The organism is Burkholderia sp. HI4860 (assembly GCF_002223045.2).
In the GTDB taxonomy this organism is placed as follows: domain Bacteria; phylum Pseudomonadota; class Gammaproteobacteria; order Burkholderiales; family Burkholderiaceae; genus Burkholderia.
Genome location: NZ_NKFO02000001.1, coordinates 2959438 through 2982023, shown reverse-complemented (window position 1 = coordinate 2982023; position 22586 = coordinate 2959438). Strand labels below are relative to the sequence as shown.

Below are 22586 nucleotides of genomic sequence, written 5' to 3'. Positions count from 1 at the left end.
GTTACGCCGCCAGAACGATCCATCGCCCCCTATGCCCACACCGTCGAAGATCGAAACCGAGCGTTTGACGCTGCGTCGCTGGCGGCCGACGGATGCGGGTGCGCTATCGGCGATGCATGAGGATCCAGACGTGACCGCATGGCTCGCGCGCGGCCCGATGTCCGTTGACGAGGCGAGCGACGTCATCGCGCGCTTCGACGCGCATTTCGATGCACACGGTTTCGGCCCGTGGGCCATCGAGCGCCGCGCCGACGCGATGCTGATCGGGGTGTGCGGCCTGTCGCACGAAGCGCGTGCAACGCATCCGATGGCACCGTGCGTCGAGATCGTGTGGCGGCAGGCGCGTCACGCCTGGGTGCATGGCTACGTTGTCGAAGCGGCCGCCGCCGCATTGGCCGACGGGTTCGACCGGATCGGGCTCGGCGAGATCTTCGCGTGGACGGCCGACACCAACCTGCGATCACGGCACGTGATGCAGCGGCTCGGCATGCAGCGTCAGCCCGCGCACGATTTCGACCATCCTGCGTTGCCGGAAGGGCATGCGCTGCGTCGGCACGTCGTGTATGTCGCCCGCACCGCCGGCGTGGCCGGCGCGTAACGATTCACGCGTGTTCGCCTGTCAGCGCCACGTGCCGTTCTGCAGCACGATCCGGTAGCCGTCGGCATCCTCGAAAGTCTGGCCGGATATTTCCCAGTACGGATTGAACGACGTCACCGGCATGAAGCCATGCTCCGTGGCGCGCGCGCATGCAGCTTCCCATTCCGGCCGATCGGGCAGGTAGAACACGATCAGGTCTTCGGGCGTCGGTGACGGCGCGATCGGGTGGTCGGGGCAGTACGTGAATTCGAAGTGATAGTCGAGGCCGTCGCGCCCGAGCATCACGCCGGAAAACCCGTCGTGATCTTCAAAGCGCGCAAGAACGGAGAGTTCGAGAGCGTCGCGATACATGCGCTCGGTGCGGGCGAGGTTGCTGACCGGGCGGGCAATGCGCAGATGGGCGTGCAAGATGGCCTCGGGGGCGAGTGGCGGGCCGGTCAATGATAAGCCGGCCGATCCGGATTGCGTGTGACGAACGAGGCGCGTTTCGGCGTGATCCATCGTATCGAACGATATGGGCTCCTTCCGGCCAAACGAATCGAACCGTCGACCCTCGTCTCGTGAAAGAAAAAACATGACGCTCCCGATCAAATGCGCGCACCCGTTGCATCCGGTGCTTGTCAGGACAACCTTCGACGTGCTGTTTTCGCCTCAGTCTGTCGATCGATGAGTGGATGCACATATCCCATACGAGAGGGCGCAAATGAGTAAGCCCGATCTCCGTCGGCCGGTTACCGGCCCTTATCGCCAGTCGCGATGGGCGGGCGCGTTGGAGACAGCCTTTGGATGGGTGGCCAAGGGAACGATGGTGCTGGTCGGACTCGGCATGGTCGCGCTGGCGGCCCTGACGGGCGACGTGAGCGCGCTGGCGGATCTGCCAACGACCAAAAAGGGCTGGTTGTACCTGCTGCTGGTCGTGATCGGGGTGGTGGTGCTGATATTTGCGCTGCACCACTTCTGGCCGTGGCCGTCTGGTGTGCGCCGGGGAGGTTGAGCGAGCGGAAGATGGTCTGTCCCCGTAATTCGCGCGGGCAAGAAAAAGCCCGCTACATTGAGCGGGCTGAATCCATGTTTGGAGACATGGAGGAGACAGACGTAAATTTAAGGGAAAACCCGAGGCATGGCAAGCCCTAGTTGTATCGATACAACTTCGTGTTGCATCGCACTCACATGCCGCCTGCCCGCGCGTGCGCCGCAAACGCGCTGAAACGCTCCTGCGCAACCGGTAGCGCGTACTTGTCGCGCATCTCCGTCTCGATCCATGCACAGGCCTCGCGCGCGCAGTCGGTCAGCGCGTGCCGCGTCGCATGGCCATCGATGTCGTAGACGAAGCGCACGCCGACCTCGTCGTCGGCCACCTGCCGCTCGAGCTGGTTGAGCTGCAGTTGCGGCCCATGCTGTTGCGACAGCGCACGCAGTTCGTCGAAGTGATATTCGAGCCAGTCGGCAAAGAACAGCGCGTCGCTGGGGCACGGCAGCCGGAAGGCCGCGCTGCGCGACGGGCGCGGCCCGGCTTCGCCGGCCGACGCGTGCGGGTCGCCGTCGGTGGCGATGGACGCGTCGACGGGCGCAAGCGGCTGCTGAATCTGGCGGTACGGCTCGCGATCACGCAACGCATGCCACAGCAATTCGTCGCCGGCGGCGCCGGACGGCTGCATCGTCAGGTCATGCCGGCCTTCGCCGGCCGGCGCGATGTCGCGGATCACGAGGCGCAGCGAGCAGAGCGGCTCGTCCGCGACCAGCAGCGTCGCCGCGCGCGGCAGCCCGCAGACGAGCGGCGCGGCGCCGGCCGCACGAAACACGAGCCCGCGACGGTCGAGCCGCACGAGCGGCAGCGGCCGGGGAAACGACGGGTAGGCGACCGCGATGCGGGCGCCGTTGGCGCTCGTCAACCCGGGCATCATCGCGCGAAAGACCTGAGACTGGTCCACGTTGATTCTCCTTCGTTACGATACCGCCCGGACAGAAACGTGCGTTCCGGTTCAGGCGGCGATGGCTTGCCGGGCGGCCTGCCCCGGCTCGATTCCTAGCGCAGCAAACGTTTGCGGATCGATGTCGATCCAACATGCGACCACCAGACGTCCGTCTACCTGTTTCGGCCGGCCGGCGCGGTGCGCGTGTATGCCGATCCGGCGGAACAGCCGCTCCATGCTCGCGAACGTCACGCCGATCAACTGCCGCGCGCCAAGCTGTGCCGCGCATTCGACGACGGCCGCGAGCATCGGGCGCACGGCCCATTCGGCATTGCCCGGCCCGCCTTCGTCATCGGTTGCCGCAAACCGGGACAACTCCCAGACGGCAGCCGAATGCGGCAACGGCATGTCTTCGGCGATCAGGTCGGCGAACAGCGACTTCAGCAGATACGGACGCGTCGTCGGCAGCAGGCGCGCACATCCGCACATGTCGCCGCCGGCGTTCCGCGCGAACACGTACACGGTATCGTCGCGATCGAACTGGTCGCGCTCGAAGCTTTCGTTCGCCGACGGGAGTGCCCAGCCGAGCTGCTCGACGAACACACGGCGCCGATAGCGCCCGAGATCCGCCGCAAGTTCGTGTGGCAACCGCCCTTCCTCGTGAACGAAGGTCCGCATGGTGTCCTCGGATCTGTGCTTTTGTATGCGTGCATTACATCGCGCAGCACGAGGGGGCGGTAACTGGTAACTCTTACAGGATGACGTCGGAAAGACGTCATTTAGGACGTGGTAACGGTTTCTTGATCAACGGGATTGAAAACCGTGGCGCTTTTGCTTATAAAGAGCGCCAGCTTGGCGGAAATAGTCAGAGGAATAGAGGCGCAGCCAGTTGTCACTGGAGCGTCGGACCGGCATGATAGGCGTCGTTGTGCCCGAGCAGGGCCGACGCGACCGCGGCGGACCAGTCGGTGCACGCGAGCCGAGCGGCGAGCGCGGCGGCCGTGCGGAGCATGCCGATGTCGGCGCCCGTGGCGTCGGTGACCATCACGTTGCTGCGGACGTCGCCGCCCGCGATCACGAACGCGCCCGTCGCGCGTTCGAGGTACCAGTCCCAGCCGATCGTCACGTAAGCGACGCCGGCACTGGCCGGGCGATGCCATTCGGTGTAGCCGGCGAGGCGTGCGTCGATGGCGCTGTCGCGCAATTCCTCGAGCAGCGATGCGTCGAGGCCGCTTGCGACATGGTCGAGCGCAAGCACGGCCAGTGCGCTTTCTGACAGGCGTACGTAGCCGTCCGGGGACGGGCCGGGGACCGAGTGCAGCAAAGGTGAAGTCATGCGCGGAATGTATCAGCCTCGAACGGGTCTGGAACCTGACAAGTATGACAGCGTGACGTTGTCGGAGAATGAATGGAACTGCGCTGGCAGGATGCCTATCAACAATTCAGCGCCGCGGAAGACGAGCAGCAGCTCTTCCAGCGGATCGCCGCCTATTCCAAGCGGCTGGGATTCGAATACTGCTGTTACGGCATTCGTGTCCCGCTGCCCGTTTCGAAGCCCGCGGTCGCGATCTTCGATACCTATCCGGACGGCTGGATGGCGCACTACCAGGCGCAGAACTACATCGAGATCGACTCGACGGTTCGCGACGGCGCGCTCAGCACCAACATGATCGTCTGGCCGGACGTCGACCAGATCGAGCCGTGCCCGCTGTGGCAGGACGCACGTGATTGCGGGTTGTCGGTGGGCGTCGCGCAGTCGAGCTGGGCGCCGCGCGGCGCGTTCGGCCTGCTGAGCATCGCCCGCCATGCCGACCGGCTGACGCCGGCCGAGATCAACATGCTGACGTTGCAGACCAACTGGCTCGCGAACCTGTCGCATTCGCTGATGAGCCGCTTCATGGTGCCGAAGCTGGCGCCGGCGGCGGGCGTCACGCTGACCGCGCGCGAGCGCGAGGTGCTGTGCTGGACGGCCGAGGGCAAGACCGCGTGCGAAATCGGCCAGATCCTCAGCATCTCGGAGCGGACGGTCAACTTCCACGTCAACAACATCCTCGAGAAGCTGGGCGCGACGAACAAGGTCCAGGCGGTCGTCAAGGCCATCTCGGCCGGGCTGATCGAGACGCCCTGACAGGGCGTGAAGGCGGCAGCGCGACCTGCGGCTGCCGCCCGCCCGCTCACTCCATCATCGGCTCCGCTTCCTTCGCGGTCCAGCTCACGCTGGAAATGCTCTTCTCCATGCTCATCCGGCTCGCGATCTGCTCGAGCTTCTGCTGATCCTTCGGATGCAGCTTCAGTGTCGCGGTCACCTTCAGCCGGTCCGGCTGGTCGGGCACGTCCTCGCTCGTGAGGCTCTGGAACGACAGCGGCTTCGCATACATCGAGTTCGACAGCAGCGTGCGGATGTGCACTTCATCGGAGGCCAGACAGATCACGGTGATCTGGTATTCGCGCACGAGATCGGCGTTCGATACCGGCGTCGCGTTGATCGCCTGGCTGACGCTGCGCAACAGCGTATTGGTGAGCAGCACGACGCCGGTGCCGGCGAGCGCCGGCACGTAATGACCGGAACCGGACAGCACGCCGACGGCGGCCGAGCACCACAGCGTCGCGGCGGTATTGATGCCCTGGATCGAGCCCTTGTCGCGCATGATCACGCCGCCGCCGAGGAAGCCGACGCCCGACACGACGTAGGCGGCGATCTGCGTGACGCCCGCGACGCCGTTGCCGGTCAGCACGCCGAGCGTGACGAACAGGCACGCGCCGCTCGCGACGAGCGTGATGGTGCGCAGGCCGGCCGTGCGCTGGCGCATCTGGCGTTCGATGCCGATGGCGACGCCGCAGGCGAACGCGGTGAAAAGACGAAGTGCGAAATCGAAAGTCATGGTTGTCCTGCCGTGCAAGGAGCGCGTGCCGTTTCGCGTCGCGGCGGCGCAAGGCCGAGGGCGACACGAAGATAGCCGTCATCGCGCGGTACTGTACCGCGCGAATGCGTCATTCAGTGTGAAACGGGTGGCGTGCGGCTCGCGGAACGCGAGCCGGGCAGGAGAACTGCGTCGGACAGGCGTTCAGGCGGCAAGCGGCGCACGCAACGGAGTGCTGCAACTGTCCACGATGGTTCCTGAAGGAAGAATGGGCGGCATTCTAGTAGGCGGCGAGCGCATGCGTCAACCGCCTCGCGGCGGCCGCGCTATTGCGCCGAGCCGATCGTTCCCGTCGCAAGCGCGAGCGCGGCAGCGGCCGACAGCGCACCGGCATAGCTGTCGACCTCCGCGTTGCGGGCGGCGAGCAACTGGCTTTGCGCGATCGTCGCATCGGTGACCGAACCGACGCCGTTCCGGTACGCGGTCAGCGCCGCGTCGTAACTCGTCTGCGCGGCGTCGACGAGCGCCTGTGCGGCGTCGTGCGACGCCAGGCTCGTCTGTACCGCGTTCTGCGCGGCGACCACCTGGCGGACCGCTTCCTCCTTGGTTCGCGTGAGGCGCGCGGAGGCGCTTTCCGCGTCGTTGCGCGCCTGCATCAGCACCGCCGAGCGCAGGCCGCCGTCGTACAACGGAATCGTCACGCCGAGGAACACGCCGCCGCCGTAGCGGCTGCCGTTCAGGTTGACGGTCGGCGCCTGGTCGCCGATCGCGGGCAGCGTGGAGATGGACGTGCCGCCGCTCGCGTACGACGTCGACGCGGACAGGAAAATCTTCGGCATGAACGCGGCTTCCGCGGCCTTGATCTTCGCGCGATTGGCCTTTTCGAGCGCGAACGCGCCCTGCAGGTCGGGCCGGCGCGCGATCGCGTCCGACACGATCGCGTCGACCGACGAGCCGAGCGAGGGTGGCAGCGGCCGCTTCGGCAGCGCGGCGACGGTCGGCTTCGACAGCGGCGAGATGCCGAGCGCGGAGACGAGGGCGAGATAGCCGTCGCTCTCCGTGCCGTTCGCCTGCACGAGCGCGAGGTTGGCCTGCGCGCGGTTCTGCGTCGCCTGCGCGAGTTCGACGACCGTGCCGACGCCGTGCTTGAGCCGCGCGCGGGAGGCCGCGAGGATCGCGTCCGCGTTCGCGAGGCCCTGCTGGGCGCTGAGCGCGCGCGAGCGTGCGGCTTCGTAGCGGTAGTACGCGACGGTCACGTCGTGGATCACCTGCTGGTGGACGGCCGTAAACGCGACGTTCGACGCGATCGACGCCTGTTCGGCCGCTTCGACGCGCGCCGCGCGGCCGCCGAAATCGAACAGCAGCCATTGCAGCGACAGCGCCGAGACGGTGCCGTGCACGGTGGAGTTGCTCGACGAGTCGCCGAGGAACGACGACGTCGACCCGTGGTTTGCCTGGTACCCGCCCATGGCCGTCGCGGACAGCTTCGGCAGGTAGGCCGTCTTGGCCAGGCCGACCGCGAGCGCCGCGTTGCGCGCGTCGTTCCACGCGATACGGGTCAACGGGTTCGCCGATTCGGCGAGATCGATCAGCTCGGGCAGCGTGTACGCGTGCGCGGCATCGAGCGCGGCCGGCGGCGAGACCGACGCGAGCGCCGGCGAGGCGGGCAGCGTGTAGTCGTGCGAACCTTGCGCGGACGCGCGCGGCGGGCCCGGCACGATATCGCCTGCGGCGGACGTTTGCGGCTGCCACGGGCGGTCGGACGCCTCCGGCGCCAGATCGATCGACGACGTCGCGCAGCCGGCCAGCGCGACGGCGGTCGCGACGGCGGCGGCGGCGATCGAGGCGGCCGGCGGTTCAGGTAGGCGCATGGGGAACAGGCTCCTTCGGTGTGGCTTGACGGGCGGCATCGGCGATGTGCGCGAGCCGCGTGTCGATCAGGTTCAGCAGCGCGTCGCGCGCGGGGTCGGTGGGGGCTGCGCGCGGCGGGGTGGCCGGCGGCGCGGAGGGTTCTCGATGAGGCGCGGCGGCGTCGTCGCGCGGTTCGGTCACGCGGGCGAGCTGCGCGCCGATCGCTGCGTCGCCGGGCTTGCGTTCGGCGAGCAGGAACAGCGGCCCTTCGAGCGCGCCGAGTTCCGCGAGCGCACGGCGTCGGCTGGCGAGCCACGACGCGGCCGGCCGTACCCACGACGGTTCGTAGTGGACGAGCCCGAGCTCCTGCGTGATCGCGCCGTGGCGCGCGAACGCCTCAGCCGCGAGCGCGCGCCGCTCGGCCGGCTGCGCGACCTGCACGAGGCGCCGCCACTGGTCGATCAGCGCGGCGAGCCCGGCGTCGATCTGCTTGCCGATGCTGACGGGCCAGATGCGCGTGAACACGAGATACACGACGACGTTGCCGAGCAGGATGCCGATCGTGCGATCGCGCGCGATCGTCAGGTCGAAGCCGGGGCCGGCGCCCTGGATCACACACAGGAAAAACGCGAACGCGATCTGGAAGCCGGCATACGCGATGCGCGGCGAGCCGAACGCGACCCACGCGGCGAGCCACCCGCCGGCGAACACCAGCGCCATCAGGTGGCCGACCGACGATAGCGACGGCACGACGAAGACCAGTGCCGCCGTGCCGAGCAGCGCGCCGACGATGCAGCCGAAGATCCGCAGCGTGAGCTTCTCGACCGTCTCGGCCGTCGAGCCGAGCGACACGATGTAGCAGGTGACGACGCAGGTATGGATGCCCGACCAGTCGAGCTGTGAGTACAGCAGGTAGCAGAAGATCGCCGCGGCGGTCGTCTTCAGCGCGTAGCGGATGTGGTCGGGATTGGTGGGCGCGTCGGGCAGGAAGAAGCCGCCGCGCGGGGTGGGGGGCGGAGCGGATTCGGGGGCGCTGGAGGCTGTTGCCGAAGCCGACGAAGCCGACGAAGCCGACGAAGCCGACGAAGCCGACGAAGCCGACGAAGCCGACGAAGCCGACGAAGCCGACGAAGCCGACGAAGCCGACGAAGCCGACGAAGCCGACGAAGCCGACGAAGCCGACGAAGCCGACGAAGCCGGCGAAGCGACATCGGTCGTCGCAGCCGGTTCCGCGAAATGCGTGATCGCAGCCTGGAGATCCGTCGCAGCAACCCGCGCGAGCGGCGGCAGCGTGTCGGTCGGCGGGAGCGCGAGCGTCACGTCGACCGGGTAGCCGCCCTGGTCGAGGACGTCGGCCATCTCGTCGAGCGTCGCGGCAATCGGGATGGCAAATGCGTCGGGCAGCCGTGCATCCGGTTCGCGATCAGCCAGCGCGACGCCGACGAGCAGTGCGGTGCTCGACGCCACGGCCTGCCGCAACGCCGCGAAGTCGGCGGCGGACGACGAGCCCTCGAGTTTCGACAGCTTGAGCCACGTGAGCAGCTGCTTGTCGCCTTCGTGCAGGCTGGCATTGAATGCGTCGCGCGCGGCATCGTCACCGCGCAGCCGCTGCGCGGCGAGCCGCAAGCGCTTCGCGAGTTGCGCGTGCGCGAGCTTGCGCGGCGACGGCGCGATCAGCAGGTTGACGACGATCGCGACCCCGACCGGAATCGCGATCGTCAGCCAGATGTACAGCAGTGCGCGCGTGGCAGCTTCGCCGAACGGCGCGAGGCCGAGCTGGTCGAGCCCGAAGCCGACGATCATCGCGAGGATCGCGCCAACCGGGCGCAGCTTGCTGGCCGACGTCAGATAGAGAAGGCCGACCGACAGCACGGCCATGCACGCGACCCGCAGGATCGAATAGTCGATGCTGAAGATCGCGATGCCGAGCACGAGCCCGATCACGATCGTGACGATCACCAGCAGCGCGGCCGCCAGCACGACGCTCGTCACGCGGTCGGCCCGGATCATGAAGAACACGACGTACGCGGACAGCGCGGCTTCGGGCGTGCCGTAGGCGGCCGTCACGAGCGCGGTCAGCGCGCAGATCAGCGCAACCCGCACGGCAATCGACGTGCGCCCCGGAAACGGCGCGAGCAGTCGCAGGACTTCGCGCGGGCCCGGCGAGCGAACCTCAGCGGCAGGCAGTGCCATGCCGGACCTCGACGATCGCGCTGGCGCCGACGCGCACGAGCTTGCCGTCGGGTTCGTCGAGCTTCACGCGCACCGGGAAGCGCTGCGCGACGTGTACCCAGTTCACCGAGTTCTGCACGATCGGCAGCGTGCGCGGCAGGTTGATGCGGGCGCTGTCGGCGATGCCTGCGCCGACGCCGACGACCTTGCCCGTCAGCGGGCGGCTGCGGTCGATCATCGAATAGACGGTCGCGCAGTCGCCGACCTCGATGCGGCTCAGCGACGTCTCGCGGAAGTTGCCGACGGCGAACCATTCGCTCGCGTCGATCAGCGTGAAGATCGACTGGTTCGGCGCAAGGGTTTCGCCGGCGAGCACGCTCAGGCCCGTGACGAGCCCGTCGTGCGGCGCACGCACGACGGTGTCTTCGAGCGCATGCTGCGCGCGGGCCAGCGCGGCCTCGCGCGCATGCAGCGTCGCGATCGCGTCGGCGTCGTCGCCGATCGTCTGCGCGGACGCGCGCTGCTGTTCCTGTGCCTGCGCGAGCGACACGGCCGCGTCGCGCTGGCGGACCTTCGCCTGGTCGAACTGCTGCGCGCTGACGTAGCCTTGCGCGGCGAGCGGCGCGAGCCGGTTCACGTCGCGGGTCGCGAGGTCGGCGTTTTGCGTCGCGCGTTTCACCTGCTCGGCGGCCACGGCGGCGTTCGAGCGCTCGCCGATCAGCGAACGGCGGCGCGTGTCGAGCGACGCGCGCGCGAGTTCGAGGTCGGCCTGCGCCTGCGCCACCGTCAGCCGGTACGGCACCGGATCGATGACGTACAGCAGGTCGCCTTTCGCGACGCGCTGGTTTTCATGTACCGCGAGTTGCACGATGCGGCCGCCGACCGGCGACGCGACGTGCACGACGTCCGCGTCGATCGACGCGTCGTCGGTGGACGGGTAGGCCGTCGTGCGGTGGTACGCGTACACGAGTGCCGCGATGCCGAGCGCGACGATCGCCAGGGCGATCACGCGGCCTTTGACGGAGGGGCGGGCGATACCGGCGGCCTTCATGCGAACGGCCCCGTGCCGGTGAGCCACACGATCACCGCGACCACGAGCCCGATCGCGGTGCAGACGGCCAGCTGGTAGGGCACCGTGGCTGCCCAGCCGGTCGCGACGAAGACGCGGTGCGCGACGATCGCGCCGATGACGCCGACGATCGCGCTGACGAGCCAAAGCGGGAAATACGCGCCGAACAGGACGTACGACGGTGCGCCGCGCGATGCGCAGCCCGCGAGCGGCAGGGCGGGCGCCAGGACGGCGGCGACGCGCAAGGGCGCGCGCGGCGTTGTTTTTCTCATGGTGTGACGAGCTCGACGTTGGGGGTGGATGCCGGGCGCGGCGCAATGCGAATCGCCGCCGCGACGACGATTCCGGGATACGGAGCCGATAATAAATCAGCGCGATGCGGACCGCCAGCCACCCGCCCCGTACATCGTGGGGAGGAGGGTGCCGGTCGGCGGGGCGCGTCGACACGTCCGGCATCGCGTTTCGACCACCGAAACCGGACTGTCGCGATTCTGCCAGCGTGCACTCGTGTAGGGTTGCTAACGGACTGTAAAGAATCGTCAGACGAACGAAGGGCGGTCGATTTGTCGGCTCGACAGCGCGGAATCGGGACGGAAAAGGCCGATTGCCGTCCGAAGGCAGGGGAATAGGGGCGATTCGACGGATGGAGGGCAATGTTGACGAGTGGGTCGACCGGATTGCGTGTGAAGCGCGGCAGCGTGTGGTGATCGGCGCCTCAGATCTGCGGCGGGCGTTTGGCCTGAGCTGTCTGCTCGTTTGCTCGCCTGCGAGCGCGGCGACACGCAGTGCCTTCGGGCAGCGAGCGGACGTTCGCATCGATCATCCGGCCGCCCTTCTCGACGTGGCTGATCGGGATGTGCAAGCGCAGCGTGCGCTGCATGTCGGTAATGACGGGCTTCGGGAAAGCGTCGACGTCGCTCGCGTCGGGCGGCCCGATGAAGGCGCGGTCGAGCGGTGCGCCCAGCGGCCTCGAAGCCTGGCCGGCGACCGGTCGTCACGGCCGCGATCTGTGTACCATCGTACGTATGGCGCGACGCGCGGCACGGAGCCTCACGGCCGCGTGCAACACGCAACGCGGAAGCGGTATCGGTATCGCAACGAAGGTGAACGTTCCATGCGAAGTTTCTTTGTCCGGTTCATTGCAATCGGCGTGCTGTTCCATCTGTACGTCGGGATTCGAATCATTCCCGATGCATTCACGTCGCCGGTCGCGCGCACGACCGCGGCGCTCGTGCTGGCGAGCTTCGTCGTGCTGATCCCGGTCGGCATGTTCTCGCGCCGCTTCGACGAAGGCTGGGCCGCGACGCTGGCCGGCTGGGCCGGCTCGCTCGTGATGGGCTTCTTCTCGTCGCTGCTCCTGCTGACGCTCCTCCGCGAATTCGTGCTGCTCGGCGTGTCCGGATGGCGGCATCTCGGGCACGACGGTGCGTGGCCGGGCGCGGCGACCGACACGGCGATCGGCGTGCTGGCTGGTGCGGTGTTCGTCACCGTGATCGGGTTCGTCGGTGCGCGCCGCACGGCGGCGGTCAAGCGCGTGTCGATCCCGGTCGCGGGGTTGCCGGCCGGGCTCGACGGGCTGACGATCGTGCAGCTGTCCGACATCCACGTCGGGCCGACGATCAAGCGGCCCTACGTCGAACGGATCGTGCGCGCGGTCAACGCGCTCGATGCCGACCTCGTCGTCGTGACGGGCGATGTGGTCGACGGCTCGGTCAAGCGCCTGCGCGACCACACGGCGCCGCTCGGCCGCATGCGGTCGCGGCACGGCAGCTTCCTGGTGACGGGCAACCACGAGTATTACGCGGGCGCGCATGCGTGGATCGACGAGTTCCGGCGCATCGGGCTCACGGTGCTGCTCAACGAGCACGTGCTCATCGAACATGACGGTGCGCACGCGGTGCTCGCGGGCGTCACCGATTTCACGGCGGGCGGGTTCGATCCCGCTCATCGCAGCGATCCCGTGCAGGCGCTGGCGGGTGCGCCGCATGACGTCGGTACGAAGATCCTGCTCGCGCACCAGCCGCGCAGCGCGGAAGCGGCGAACCACGCCGGCTTTACCGTGCAGTTGTCGGGGCATACGCACGGCGGCCAGTTTCTGCCCTGGCCGCCGTTCGTGCGGCTGCAGCAGCCGGTGATCGGCGGGCTGAGCCGCATCGGCAATCTGTGGCTCTATACGAGCCGCGGCACCGGATACTGGGGGCCGCCGAACCGTTTCGGCGTGCCGTCCGAGATCACGCTGATCCGGCTGACGCGCGGCGGGTAGCGCACGTTCCCCCTGTTTGGAACAGACCGGCGCCGGGCCGTCATTGGCGGCACCGGCCCTGGCCCGCGGCCATCACTCGATGCGGGCGATATCGTCGCAATCGAAGCGCGGGCTGCGCGGGAACAGGCCGGCTGAGTCGCCATAGCCGAGATTCACGAGGAAGTTGCGTTTGATCGCGGTGCCGCGAAGAACGCGGCATCGACCTTCGCGCCGTCGAAGCCGAACATCGGGCCCGCGTCGAGGCCGGGTGCGCGCGGCTACCTCTTATCCGCGAATGACACCGCATGGCAGTGCGCGACGCCGTTGGCTAGTATGCAGGCATGCCTCGTTCGCTCCATTCTTCGCCCGTTTCTCCCGACATGTCGACACCCGATTTCTTCGCTGACACGCCCGCACCCGACGTGGACTGGTACCCGGACTGGCTGGCGCCGTCCGATGCCGATCGCGCGCTGGCCGCGTTGATCGGGGAAGTCGCGTGGCAGCAGGACACGATCCGCACGCCGCGCGGGCGCATTCCGTTGCCGCGGCTGACCGCATGGCAGGGCGAGCCGGAGGCCGTCTACGTATATTCGGGGATCCGCAATGTGCCGGCGCCGTGGACGCCGGCCGTGCTCGACCTGAAACACGCGGTCGAGGCGACGTGCGGCGTGCGCTTCAACAGCGTGCTGCTCAACCGCTACCGCAACGGGCAGGACAGCCTCGGCTGGCATGCGGACAACGAGCCCGAGCTGGGCGATGCGCCGGTGATCGCATCGGTGAGCCTCGGGGCGATGCGCGTGTTCGACCTTCGCCATCGCAAGACCGGTGTCATCCATGCGTATCGCCTCGGGCATGGCAGCCTGCTCGTGATGCGCGGGCGCACTCAGGCCGAATGGCAGCATCGCGTGCCGAAGGCGCCGGGCGTGCAGGGCGAGCGCGTGAACCTGACGTTTCGGCGCGTGATGCCGACGGGTGCGGGCCGGTAACCCCGTCCATCGCCGACGTGCGTGGATCGTCGGGCGATGCTCGCCCCGTTTTGCGATTCATGGGCGATCGATACAGGCAAGCGGTCGCGTGTGCGGCACGTTGCCGCACGACTGCTGAATCGTGCGTGCTGAATCGCCGCAGAGGCCCGTGCCATATGGGGTTTCAGGAAATTTGATCGACCGCCCGGTTCCGATAGATGAGTGAAACCTCTGATGGTGCGTCGCAACAAACCTTGACTAGACTGTCGAATGGCAGAAGCGCGTCGCATCCCGGCGCGATCCTTTCGACATGCCCCAAGCGTTGCCGATGCGGTGCGCAAGGGGGCAGGAGCAAAACGCGTGACCGTATTCGACCCTTCCTTCGAACCCTCGCTGCACGTCTTTGAACAAGACAGCGGATGGCAATGGGCGCTGACGGTGAAGCGGGCGACCGGCGTTGGCGTGAAAGTCGTTGCGTTCAGCCGGGACGGCTTTCGCGGCGAGGCCGAGGCCTACGCCGCCGGCCAGCTTGCCCGCGCCGCGTATGACGCCGCCGTGACGGCCTGACGCCGTCGCGTCGATCCCGCCGCCCGAGGATCGTCTTCATCGCTTGCCGCCCGCGCCGGGTGGCTCTTCCCGATCGTTTTCCGTTTTCCGTCGCCTGTCGTGCTCTGCGCGATGGCGCGTGCCGCGCGCTTGCGCGCCCGTCCGCCCGAGCTCGCCGCGCCAAATGGTCCGTACCATTCGACACGCGTGTGCCATACGCCGCGCTTAACGTCCGTGCACGGCGTCGGTCGCGCCGGCGATGCGGCTTCGCGCCGCGATTGGAGTGCCGGACGCCGCACGCCGACCCATCGACACGAACGCAGGTCATGTGCGACGACAGAACCGACTACAACCGCCATGCGCGCGGCGGATCGCGCACGGCGCGGGCGCCGGAACGGGGATTCACGCTGATCGAGGTGCTGATCGCGCTGGCGATCGTCGCTGTGGCGCTGGGCGCCGTGATGCGTGCGATCGGCGCGCTCGCGTCCGATACCGACATGGCGCGCATGCGCCTGCTCGCGTTATGGAGCGCCGACAACGCGCTCGGCGAGATCCGCATTGCATCGACCTGGCCGTCCGTCGGCACCAACACGTTCGCCTGCCCGCAGGGGCGCTACCGGTTCGTGTGCCGCCAGTCGGTGGCCGCGCTGCCGAGCCCGCTCGTGCGTCGCGTGACGGTGAGCGTGTATCCGTCCGCGTCGAGCCGCAACGTGCTCGCCGAAGTCGTCACGGTGATCCAGAATGAAGCGCGCCACTGACCCGCGCGTGGCGGCGCGCGCCCGTGCCCGCGGCTTCACGCTGATCGAGATGCTGGTCGCGATCGCGCTGCTCGCGGTGATCGCGCTGCTGTCGTGGCGCGGCCTCGATGCGACGATCCGCGGCCGCGACGATATCGCGTCGAATCTGGCGCAAACGCGTCTGCTCGGCCGCTACTTCTCCCAGTTGCAGTTCGACCTGACGAACCTCGTCACGCCTGACGAAGTGTTCGGGCCGCCGCTGCTCATCCGTCCGGGCGAACTCGTGATGGTGCGCCATCTCGGCGTCGGCGGCGGGCCGACGCAGATGCAGGTCGTGCGCTACCAGCTCGAGGGGCGCGAGCTCGTGCGCAGCGCGTCGCAGCCGCTCGCGTCGCTGGCCGAGGTCGACGACGCGCTGCATCACATGGATGCGTTCGTGCGCGTGGTGGTCAGCAATGATGCGCGCTCGATGCAGCTTTCCGTTTGGATCCCGCCCGGCGGATGGACGACGAGCCAGGCCGCCATCGAACAGTCCTATGCGCAGTTTCTCGCACAGCACGGCATCAGCAACTCGACGTCGATCGGCGTGCCGGTGCCGCGCGGGGTTCGCTTCTCGGTGACGATGGGCGCGCCGGCGGTCGAATACGTGCGGACGATTCCGATCGGCCAGTGAGCGCGCGCTACCGTCCGGCGCACGCGGCCAAGCCCCGAAAGCCGTTCCGTCCCCCGGGCAAAATGGTCCGTAACTTTCGTCATACGTCTGTTATTGGCCGTCCGTTAGTCTCGTCACGAGCATGACCGACGCGACCGGTTCCATCGACCGGCTCAGCGGCGGCATCGGCAAACGGGAAGGGGGCGAACGTGACGGTCGAGCACCGGCATGAGGCACACGCGGGCGCGTCGGGGCACGACGCGCCCGGGCAATGGCAATCGGCGGCGATTCTGGGCCGCGCACAGCAGTGGCACGGCGCCGGTCGCTTCGACGACGCGGCACGGGAATATCTCGCGGTGCTCGCGAAGGAGCCCGACCATCCGCAGGCGCTGCATCTGTACGGCGTGCTGCAGTTCCAGCGCGGGGCGCCCGATCAGGCCGAAGCACTGCTGCGCCAGTCGATCGCGATCGCGCCGGACGTGCGCGCGCTCTCGGATCTCGGTGCGATCGTCGGCGAGCGCGGCCGCATCGACGAGGCGCTCGGTCATTTTGCGACCGCGCTGCACGCGGCGCCCGACGACGTGCAGACGCTCGTGCGCCACGGCAACACGTTGATCGGCCTGCGCCGCTACGACGACGCGCTCGCGTCGTTCGACCGTGCGCTCTCGGTGTCGCCGCTCGTGCTCGACGCGCTCTGCAATCGCGGCGGCGCGCTGCGCGCGCTCGGTCGCCTCGACGAGGCGCTCGACACCTACGACCGCGCACTGATGGTCGATCCGCATTCGTTCGAATCGTGGTTCAACCGCGGCCTCGTGCTGCGCGAGCTACGGCGCGCGGCCGATGCGCTGCATTGCTTCGATCGCGCGAACGCGATCCGGCCGGGCATCGCCGCGATCATGGCCGAGCGCGGCCGCATGCTCGCCGAGCTCGACCGTCTGAACGAAGCGCTGGCCGCGTTCAACGACGCGCTCGCGGCCGATCCCGCACGCCTCGATACGCTCTGCGACAGCGCGGCCGTGCTCGAACGGCTCGGCCGTGCAGACGAAGCGCTAGCGCGTTGCGAGCGCGTGCTGGCGCTCGATCCCGACCATGGTCGTGCACTCGCGAGCCGCGGCAATGCGCTGCTCCAGCTCGGGCGTCACGACGACGCGCTCGACAGCTACGAACGTGCGCTTTCCGTCAATCCGCGTTCGGTCGACATGCTGTGCAACCGCGGCACCGTGCTGCGTGGCTTGCAGCGCTTCGATGCGGCGCTTGCCAGCTACGATGCCGCCCTGGCGATCGACGCGCACTGCGCCGAAGCGTGGACGAACCGCGGCAACGTGCTGCGGGATCTGCATCGCTACGACGAAGCGATCGCATCGGTCGATCGTGCGCTTGAACTGCACCCCGATGCCGCGACGAACTGGCTGGCCCGCGGCAACCTGCTTGCCGAGACGGGGAAGGTGGATGAAGCATTCACCGCGTACGATCGCGCGCTCGCACTGCAACCCGACTTCGCCGCCGCACACTGCGCGCGTGCGGCGTTGCACCTGACGGAGGGCGACTTCGCATGCGGCTGGCGCGGGTACGAATGGCGGCTGCGCGACATGCAGCTCGCGCGGCATGCGCGGCCGTATACGCAACCGGTGTGGCGCGGCGACGAACCGCTCGACGGCAAGACGATCCTGATCCATGCGGAACCGGGCAGCGACGACACGCTGCAGTTCTGCCGCTATGTCCCGCTCGTCGCGGCGCGCGGCGCGCGCGTGGTGCTCGAGGTGCCGCCGCCCTTGCGTGCGCTGATGACGTCGCTCACCGGTGCTCCCCACGTGATCGCGCGCGGCGAGCCGCTTCCCGCCTTCGACTGCCATGTGTCGCTGCCGAGCCTGCCGCACGCGTTGCGCACTGAAGCGGACACCATTGCGCGCACCGTCGCCTACCTGCATGCGGACCCGCAGCGCACGCGCGAGTGGGACGCGCTGCTCGGCGAGCGGCGCAGGCTGCGCGTCGGGCTCGCGTGGGCAAGCGATGGGGCACGAAGGGATGATGCCGGCCGGTCGATCGATTTCGTTCGGCTCGCGCCGCTGTTCGATCTCGATGTCGACTGGATCAGCCTGCAGAAGCCGGTGCACGAGTGCGACGCCGCGTGGCTGGCGGATGCGCCGATACGCCGCGTCGACGACGAACTCGGCGATTTCGCGGACAGGGCCGCATTGATCGGCGCGCTGGATCTCGTGATCGCGACCGATTCCGCGGTCGCGCATCTGGCAGGTGCGCTGGGCGCGCGTGTCTGGGTGCTGGTGCCCGACCCGCCGGCATGGCGCTGGATGCGCAAGCGCGACGACAGCCCGTGGTATCCGTCCGCGCGGCTGTTTCGCCAGCCGGCGCCCGGCAACTGGGCCGATGCGATCGACGCGGTGCGTGCCGCGCTCGAGCCGATGACACGTCAGACACGACACGCGATACGAACAGCGACAGTGGGGGCCACACGATGACACCGAACGGGGAAGGGACGACATTGGCGAGCGCGACGGTCGCGCCGGATCGCCGTCCGCCCGACGCCATACAGCTCGAACGCCTGCTCGTGCGTGCACGCAAGGCGCATCACGAGGGCGCGCTGCAGCATGCGGAGCATGCCTACGCCGAGCTGCTGGCGCTCGATCCCGAGCATCCGGAGGCACTGCACCTGCTCGGCGCGGTGCGCTTCCAGCAGGGGCGGCTCGACGATGCCGAGCCGCTGATGCGGCGCTCGGTCGAGCGCCAGCCGGTGCCGCTCGCGCTCGCGAACTACTCGGCGGTGCTGGCCGGGCTCGGGCGCGAGCACGATGCGCTCGCGCGGCTCGACGAGGCGCTCGCGATCAATCCCGTGCACCAGCGCGTGCTGTTCCAGCGCGCCGGGCTGCTTGCGCAACTCGCACGGCACGACGAAGCGTGCGCGGTCTACGATCGCCTGCTCGAACTGACGCCCGGGTTCGCCGACGGCTACGTGAAGCGTAGCGACATGCTGCGCGCGCTCGGCCGCTTCGACGACGCACTTGCCGATTGCGACCGCGCGATCGCGCTCGCGGGGCGGACGTACGACGCAATGCGCGCACGCGGGCTCGCACTGCGTGAGCTCGGCCGCTTCCGCGACGCGGCGGACAGCTATGACCATGCGCTTGCGCTGCGGCCGGGCAGCGCCGACGCGCTGTTCCTGCGCGGCGTCGCGTATCTCGACCTGCACGACCCCGAACATGCGCTGGCTGATTTCAACGCGGCGATCGCGGCGAGCCCGACGTTCGTCGAGGCGATTTTCAACAGCTCGATCGCGCTCGAACAGCTCGGCCGGCACGAAGAGGCGCTGATGCGTTGCGACCGCGCGCTCGCGATCGATCCGCGCCATGCGCGCGCGCTCGCCAATCGCGGCAATGCGGCGAGCCATCTGGGCCGCTTCGCGGATGCGGTCGACAGCTATGCGCGCGCGCTCGAAGTCGAGCCGGGCAGCACGGGCGTGCTGTGCAACTACGCGAGCGCACTGATGCGGGTGGCGCGTCACGACGATGCACACGAGATGTGCGACCGCGCGCTGGCGATCGATCCGCACGATGCGCCCGCGTCGTTCACGCGTGCGCGCGTCCGGATCGAAGCGCATCGCTACGATGACGCGCTCGACGATCTCGCGCGCGTGATCGCCGCGACGCCGCGCGACAAGCTTGCGCATTTCCATCGCGGCAGCGCATTGCGCGCGCTGCGGCGGCACGAGGACGCACTGCACGCGTATGCGGAAGCGATCGACATCGACCCCGACTATGCGCAGGCGCACTGCATGCGCGCATTCCTGTGCCTGTCGATCGGTGATTTCGAGGCCGGCTGGGCCGAATACGAATGGCGCTGGCGCGACAGCCAGCTCGACGGCAGCCGGCGCGATTTCGCGCAGCCGCGCTGGACGCACGGGATGCCGCTCGACGGACAGACGATCCTGCTGTATCCGGAGCAGGGGCTCGGTGACACGCTGCAGTTCTGCCGCTACGTGCCGCTCGTGAAAGCGCTCGGCGCGCGCGTGGTGGTGGAGGCGCCGGTCGAGCTGAAGGCGCTGTTCGCGACGCTCGATGGTGTCGACGTGCTCGTCGCGCGCGGCGACCCGCTGCCGCCGTTCGACCTGCATTGCCCGCTGTTGAGCCTGCCGCTCGAATTTCGCACCGACCTGTCGTCGATTCCGGCTGGCGTGCCGTATCTGCGCGCCGATCCCGCGCGGGTCGAGCACTGGCGCGCGCGGCTGGGGGCGGCGGACCGGCCGCGCATCGGCCTCGTGTGGTCCGGCAACCCGCTGCACCTGAACGACCGCAATCGCTCGGTCACGCTCGCCGACCTGTTGCCGCTGCTCGACGACCGCTACGAATGGATCAGCCTGCAAAAGGTGATTCGCGACGAGGATCGCGCGGTGCTCGATGCGAGCCCGATCCGCTTCGTCGGTGACGAACTGACGGATTTTGCCGAAACGGCCGCACTGACCGAGGCAATGGATGCGGTGATCAGCGTCGATACGTCGGTCGCGCACCTGGCCGGCGCGCTCGGCCGGCCGCTCGCGGTGATGTTGCCGTACACGCCCGACTTCCGCTGGCTGCTCGATCGCGACGACAGCCCGTGGTATCCGGGCGCGCGCCTGTTCCGCCAGCCGGAAGGCGGGCAGTGGGCGCCCGTCGTCGAGCGGCTCCGCGACGCGCTGCCGGCGCTGGTGGCGGGAGCGTCGCGATGAGCACGGCGCAGGCACCGGCGTTCGGCGCGGGTGCCGCGCCGCTGCGGGCTGCCGTCGACGATGCGCTGCGCAATGCGCGCATGCGACTCGGGCAACGCGATTACGCGGGCGCGAAACGGCTCTACGAGGGCGTGCTGGCGATGATGCCCGACCACGTCGAGGCACTGCATCTGCTCGGGTTCGTGCATCTTCAGCTCGGCGATCCGGCACGCGCGGGGCCGCTGATCGAGCGCTCGATGCGCGCCGGGCTGAATCACCCGTGGAATTTCGTGAATCATGCGCAGGCGCTGAGCGGCACGGGCCGTCATCGTGAGGCGCTCGACGCGGCCGCGCAGGCGCTCGCGCGTGATCCCGGCCATGCGCCCGCCAACACCGCGCGCGGCGACGCGCTGCATGCGCTCGGCCGGCATGACGAAGCGGTCGGCGCGTACGATCTGGCGCTCACGCGCGAGCCGGGCCGGGCGGTATCGTGGGTCCGGCGCGGCGAGGCATTGCGCGCGATCGGCCGGCCCGCCGACGCGCTGATCAGCATCGAGCGCGCGCTGCGGATCGAACCGGATGATCCGGTGGCGCTTGCGGAACGCGGCCACGCGTTGCGCGCGCTCGGCCGCGGCGAAGAGGCGCTGCATTGCTTTCAGCTCGCGATGGTGGTGCGCGGCAAGACGCCCGATCTCGTCTACGCGTGCGGCTATACGCTGATCGAACTGGGGCGTCCGGCCGAGGCGCTGGCGTGTCTCGACGAAGCGCTCGCGCGGATGCCGGACGACCTGCAACTGTTGTTCGTGAGTTGTGTCGCGCTCGACTTGCTGCACTTGCGCGACGAACTGCTGAAGCGCAGCGACCGGCTGCTGGCGCGCGACCGCGACAACGTCGGCGCGTGGGTCGGCCGCGGCAACGCGCTGCTCGGGCTGAGGCGGCACGAGGAAGCCGCGCACGCGTATGGCGAAGCCCTCGCGCGTGCGCCGGCGGATTTCGACGCGTTGCGCAACCGGGCCGGCGCGCTGCGGGCGCTCGGTGCGTTCGACGAAGCGCTCGCGCATTACGACCGAGCGCTCGAAGCACGCGGTCCGCACGCGGAAGTGCTGTGCAATCGCGCGATCGCGCTGCAACTGCTCGGCCGCTACGACGATGCGCTCGCGAGTTACGCGGCGGCCGTCAGTGCGCCGGGCCGGACGGCGCAGGAGATCTACGCGCGCGCGGTGGCACGGCAGCAACTCGGCGACCATGAAGCCGCGCTTGCCGATTTCGCGCTGGCGAGCCGGCGCGACCCGAATCACGGCATCGCGCGCCGGTCGGAGGCGTTCTGCCGTCTGGTGACGGGCGACTTCGACGCCGGCTGGCGGCAGCATGAAGCGCGCTGGGACGCCGCCGACGTGATGCTGCACCGGCGTCACGCGGATCGCCCGCAATGGACGGGCGACGAACCGCTCGCCGGCCGCACGCTGCTGCTGCATGCGGAGCAGGGATTCGGCGACACGCTGCAGTTCTGCCGCTACGCGAGCCTCGCGCACGCACGCGGCGCGATCGTGGTGGTCGACGCGCCGGCTGCGCTGGCCGACCTGCTCGGGACGTTGCGCGGCGTGAGCCGCGTCGTCGCCGATGGACAGCCGGCGCCGGCGTTCGATCTGCATTGCCCGATGATGAGCCTGCCGTTCGCGTTCCGCACGACGCTCGACACGGTGCCGGCCGACGTGCCGTACCTGCACGCCGACCCGCAGCGCCGTGCCGCATGGGTCGAACGGCTCGATGCGCTCGCTCCGCCGCGACGAATGCGCGTGGGGCTCGCGTGGTCGGGCAATCCGGATCATGCGAACGACGAAAACCGGTCGATGACGTTCGCCGCGCTCGCGCCGCTCGTCGCGCTCGATGCGACGTTCGTGAGCCTGCAGGTCGGCGTGCGCCCGCGTGACGCCGACGCTTTCGAGGCAAGCGGCGTGCTGTCGTTCGAGGCCGAGCTGACGGATTTCGCGGAAACGGCCGCGCTCGTCGACACGCTCGATCTGGTGATCGCCGTCGATACGTCGGTCGTGCACCTGGCCGGCGCGCTTGGACGCCCCGTGTGGGTGATGCTGCCGCGCGTGCCGGACTGGCGCTGGCTGCTCGAACGCGACGACAGCCCGTGGTATCCGTCCGCGACGCTGTTCCGGCAGCGGTTGCCCGGCGACTGGCCGGCACTGGTCGAACGCGTGGCGCACGCGCTCGCGGCCCGCATCCGCGCGCATCGCGACACCGTGTGACCGGCCGGGCCGACTGTGACAAAAGC

The 22586-nt window shown here is 68.9% G+C and carries 21 protein-coding genes and 1 pseudogene; 11 read left to right on the top strand and 11 right to left on the bottom strand.

Annotated features, from left to right (window positions below; genetic code table 11):
* Nucleotides 1–31 precede the first annotated feature (31 nt).
* Nucleotides 32–598: a GNAT family N-acetyltransferase gene (locus CFB34_RS13255; protein WP_089442097.1), complete on the top strand. Its 567-nt coding sequence runs from the start codon at nt 32–34 to the stop codon at nt 596–598.
* Between the two features lie 21 nt (nt 599–619).
* Here the strand turns inward: CFB34_RS13255 and CFB34_RS13250 are convergent, their stop codons facing one another.
* Nucleotides 620–1006: a VOC family protein gene (locus tag CFB34_RS13250; RefSeq protein ID WP_089442098.1), complete on the bottom strand. Its 387-nt coding sequence runs from the start codon at nt 1004–1006 to the stop codon at nt 620–622.
* Between the two features lie 295 nt (nt 1007–1301).
* Here CFB34_RS13250 and CFB34_RS13245 point away from each other — a divergent pair, with 295 nt between their 5' ends.
* A complete protein-coding gene (locus tag CFB34_RS13245; protein ID WP_089442099.1) occupies nt 1302–1592 on the top strand; it encodes a hypothetical protein in 291 nt (96 codons plus the stop codon).
* 172 nt (nt 1593–1764) lie between these two features.
* Here CFB34_RS13245 and CFB34_RS13240 read toward each other — a convergent pair whose 3' ends face one another.
* The 3 genes from CFB34_RS13240 to CFB34_RS13230 all read right to left on the bottom strand — a co-directional run bounded on the left by CFB34_RS13240 (nt 1765) and on the right by CFB34_RS13230 (nt 3847).
* On the bottom strand, nt 1765–2529 hold the full coding sequence (locus CFB34_RS13240; RefSeq protein ID WP_089442100.1) for a hypothetical protein: 765 nt from the start codon (nt 2527–2529) through the stop codon (nt 1765–1767).
* A 51-nt stretch (nt 2530–2580) separates the two neighbouring features.
* Complete coding sequence (locus tag CFB34_RS13235; RefSeq protein WP_089442101.1) at nt 2581–3189, bottom strand: acyl-homoserine-lactone synthase; 609 nt, start codon at nt 3187–3189, stop codon at nt 2581–2583.
* A gap of 214 nt (nt 3190–3403) precedes the next feature.
* A complete protein-coding gene (locus tag CFB34_RS13230) occupies nt 3404–3847 on the bottom strand; it encodes a DUF4902 domain-containing protein (protein WP_089442102.1) in 444 nt (147 codons plus the stop codon).
* 72 nt (nt 3848–3919) lie between these two features.
* Between CFB34_RS13230 and CFB34_RS13225 the strand changes: the two genes are divergently transcribed.
* On the top strand, nt 3920–4639 hold the full coding sequence (locus CFB34_RS13225) for an autoinducer binding domain-containing protein (protein WP_089442103.1): 720 nt from the start codon (nt 3920–3922) through the stop codon (nt 4637–4639).
* 46 nt (nt 4640–4685) lie between these two features.
* Here the strand turns inward: CFB34_RS13225 and CFB34_RS13220 are convergent, their stop codons facing one another.
* From CFB34_RS13220 to CFB34_RS13195, 6 genes are all read right to left on the bottom strand, one after another.
* Nucleotides 4686–5393 carry an MgtC/SapB family protein gene (locus tag CFB34_RS13220; protein WP_011354660.1) on the bottom strand — a complete coding sequence of 236 codons (708 nt, stop codon included), beginning with the start codon at nt 5391–5393 and terminating at the stop codon, nt 4686–4688.
* Nucleotides 5394–5698: 305 nt separating this feature from the next.
* Nucleotides 5699–7243: a TolC family protein gene (locus CFB34_RS13215; RefSeq protein ID WP_089442104.1), complete on the bottom strand. Its 1545-nt coding sequence runs from the start codon at nt 7241–7243 to the stop codon at nt 5699–5701.
* Nucleotides 7230–9416, bottom strand: a complete 2187-nt coding sequence (locus tag CFB34_RS13210; protein ID WP_242808607.1) for an FUSC family protein — start codon at nt 9414–9416, stop codon at nt 7230–7232. The genes CFB34_RS13215 and CFB34_RS13210 overlap by 14 nt, the downstream gene beginning before the upstream one ends.
* The gene (gene mdtN / locus CFB34_RS13205; RefSeq protein WP_089442106.1) at nt 9397–10446 is read right to left on the bottom strand and encodes a multidrug transporter subunit MdtN; all 1050 of its coding nucleotides are present in this window, start codon (nt 10444–10446) and stop codon (nt 9397–9399) included. Before mdtN ends, CFB34_RS13210 begins: the two co-directional genes overlap by 20 nt.
* On the bottom strand, nt 10443–10736 hold the full coding sequence (locus tag CFB34_RS13200) for a hypothetical protein (protein WP_011354664.1): 294 nt from the start codon (nt 10734–10736) through the stop codon (nt 10443–10445). The genes mdtN and CFB34_RS13200 overlap by 4 nt, the downstream gene beginning before the upstream one ends.
* A 443-nt stretch (nt 10737–11179) precedes the next feature.
* A complete protein-coding gene (locus CFB34_RS13195; protein WP_179243742.1) occupies nt 11180–11344 on the bottom strand; it encodes a hypothetical protein in 165 nt (54 codons plus the stop codon).
* A gap of 234 nt (nt 11345–11578) precedes the next feature.
* Here CFB34_RS13195 and CFB34_RS13190 point away from each other — a divergent pair, with 234 nt between their 5' ends.
* A complete protein-coding gene (locus tag CFB34_RS13190; RefSeq protein ID WP_089442107.1) occupies nt 11579–12727 on the top strand; it encodes a metallophosphoesterase in 1149 nt (382 codons plus the stop codon).
* A gap of 72 nt (nt 12728–12799) precedes the next feature.
* On the opposite strand, the pseudogene CFB34_RS13185 reads toward CFB34_RS13190, so the two are convergent.
* Nucleotides 12800–12981: pseudogene (locus CFB34_RS13185) on the bottom strand (nitroreductase family protein); the annotation flags it as partial.
* Nucleotides 12982–13086: 105 nt separating this feature from the next.
* Here CFB34_RS13185 and CFB34_RS13180 point away from each other — a divergent pair.
* The 7 genes from CFB34_RS13180 to CFB34_RS13150 all read left to right on the top strand — a co-directional run bounded on the left by CFB34_RS13180 (nt 13087) and on the right by CFB34_RS13150 (nt 22560).
* Nucleotides 13087–13692, top strand: coding sequence for an alpha-ketoglutarate-dependent dioxygenase AlkB (locus tag CFB34_RS13180; RefSeq protein ID WP_242808606.1), 606 nt, complete (start codon nt 13087–13089; stop codon nt 13690–13692).
* Nucleotides 13693–14031: 339 nt separating this feature from the next.
* Nucleotides 14032–14238: a hypothetical protein gene (locus CFB34_RS13175; protein ID WP_089442109.1), complete on the top strand. Its 207-nt coding sequence runs from the start codon at nt 14032–14034 to the stop codon at nt 14236–14238.
* A 305-nt stretch (nt 14239–14543) separates the two neighbouring features.
* Nucleotides 14544–14975: a type II secretion system minor pseudopilin GspI gene (gene gspI, locus CFB34_RS13170; RefSeq protein ID WP_039344174.1), complete on the top strand. Its 432-nt coding sequence runs from the start codon at nt 14544–14546 to the stop codon at nt 14973–14975.
* Complete coding sequence (locus tag CFB34_RS13165) at nt 14959–15627, top strand: prepilin-type N-terminal cleavage/methylation domain-containing protein (RefSeq protein ID WP_089442111.1); 669 nt, start codon at nt 14959–14961, stop codon at nt 15625–15627. Before gspI ends, CFB34_RS13165 begins: the two co-directional genes overlap by 17 nt.
* Nucleotides 15628–15815: 188 nt before the next feature.
* Nucleotides 15816–18083, top strand: coding sequence for a tetratricopeptide repeat protein (locus CFB34_RS13160; protein WP_089442112.1), 2268 nt, complete (start codon nt 15816–15818; stop codon nt 18081–18083).
* The gene (locus CFB34_RS13155; protein ID WP_089442113.1) at nt 18080–20323 is read left to right on the top strand and encodes a tetratricopeptide repeat protein; all 2244 of its coding nucleotides are present in this window, start codon (nt 18080–18082) and stop codon (nt 20321–20323) included. Before CFB34_RS13160 ends, CFB34_RS13155 begins: the two co-directional genes overlap by 4 nt.
* Nucleotides 20320–22560 carry a tetratricopeptide repeat protein gene (locus CFB34_RS13150; protein WP_089442114.1) on the top strand — a complete coding sequence of 747 codons (2241 nt, stop codon included), beginning with the start codon at nt 20320–20322 and terminating at the stop codon, nt 22558–22560. Before CFB34_RS13155 ends, CFB34_RS13150 begins: the two co-directional genes overlap by 4 nt.
* Nucleotides 22561–22586 lie beyond the last annotated feature (26 nt).

Excerpts from the sequence above, each read along its gene's own strand:
- CFB34_RS13255 (WP_089442097.1), top strand. The coding sequence starts at position 32 with ATGCCCACACCGTCGAAGATCGAAACCGAGCGTTTGACGCTGCGTCGC.
- CFB34_RS13245 (WP_089442099.1), top strand. The coding sequence starts at position 1,302 with ATGAGTAAGCCCGATCTCCGTCGGCCGGTTACCGGCCCTTATCGCCAG.
- CFB34_RS13235 (WP_089442101.1), bottom strand. The coding sequence starts at position 3,189 with ATGCGGACCTTCGTTCACGAGGAAGGGCGGTTGCCACACGAACTTGCG.
- CFB34_RS13230 (WP_089442102.1), bottom strand. The coding sequence starts at position 3,847 with ATGACTTCACCTTTGCTGCACTCGGTCCCCGGCCCGTCCCCGGACGGC.
- CFB34_RS13225 (WP_089442103.1), top strand. The coding sequence starts at position 3,920 with ATGGAACTGCGCTGGCAGGATGCCTATCAACAATTCAGCGCCGCGGAA.
- CFB34_RS13220 (WP_011354660.1), bottom strand. The coding sequence starts at position 5,393 with ATGACTTTCGATTTCGCACTTCGTCTTTTCACCGCGTTCGCCTGCGGC.
- CFB34_RS13215 (WP_089442104.1), bottom strand. The coding sequence starts at position 7,243 with ATGCGCCTACCTGAACCGCCGGCCGCCTCGATCGCCGCCGCCGCCGTC.
- CFB34_RS13210 (WP_242808607.1), bottom strand. The coding sequence starts at position 9,416 with ATGGCACTGCCTGCCGCTGAGGTTCGCTCGCCGGGCCCGCGCGAAGTC.
- mdtN (WP_089442106.1), bottom strand. The coding sequence starts at position 10,446 with ATGAAGGCCGCCGGTATCGCCCGCCCCTCCGTCAAAGGCCGCGTGATC.
- CFB34_RS13200 (WP_011354664.1), bottom strand. The coding sequence starts at position 10,736 with ATGAGAAAAACAACGCCGCGCGCGCCCTTGCGCGTCGCCGCCGTCCTG.
- CFB34_RS13195 (WP_179243742.1), bottom strand. The coding sequence starts at position 11,344 with ATGCAGCGCACGCTGCGCTTGCACATCCCGATCAGCCACGTCGAGAAG.
- CFB34_RS13190 (WP_089442107.1), top strand. The coding sequence starts at position 11,579 with ATGCGAAGTTTCTTTGTCCGGTTCATTGCAATCGGCGTGCTGTTCCAT.
- CFB34_RS13180 (WP_242808606.1), top strand. The coding sequence starts at position 13,087 with ATGTCGACACCCGATTTCTTCGCTGACACGCCCGCACCCGACGTGGAC.
- gspI (WP_039344174.1), top strand. The coding sequence starts at position 14,544 with ATGTGCGACGACAGAACCGACTACAACCGCCATGCGCGCGGCGGATCG.
- CFB34_RS13165 (WP_089442111.1), top strand. The coding sequence starts at position 14,959 with ATGAAGCGCGCCACTGACCCGCGCGTGGCGGCGCGCGCCCGTGCCCGC.
- CFB34_RS13155 (WP_089442113.1), top strand. The coding sequence starts at position 18,080 with ATGACACCGAACGGGGAAGGGACGACATTGGCGAGCGCGACGGTCGCG.
- CFB34_RS13150 (WP_089442114.1), top strand. The coding sequence starts at position 20,320 with ATGAGCACGGCGCAGGCACCGGCGTTCGGCGCGGGTGCCGCGCCGCTG.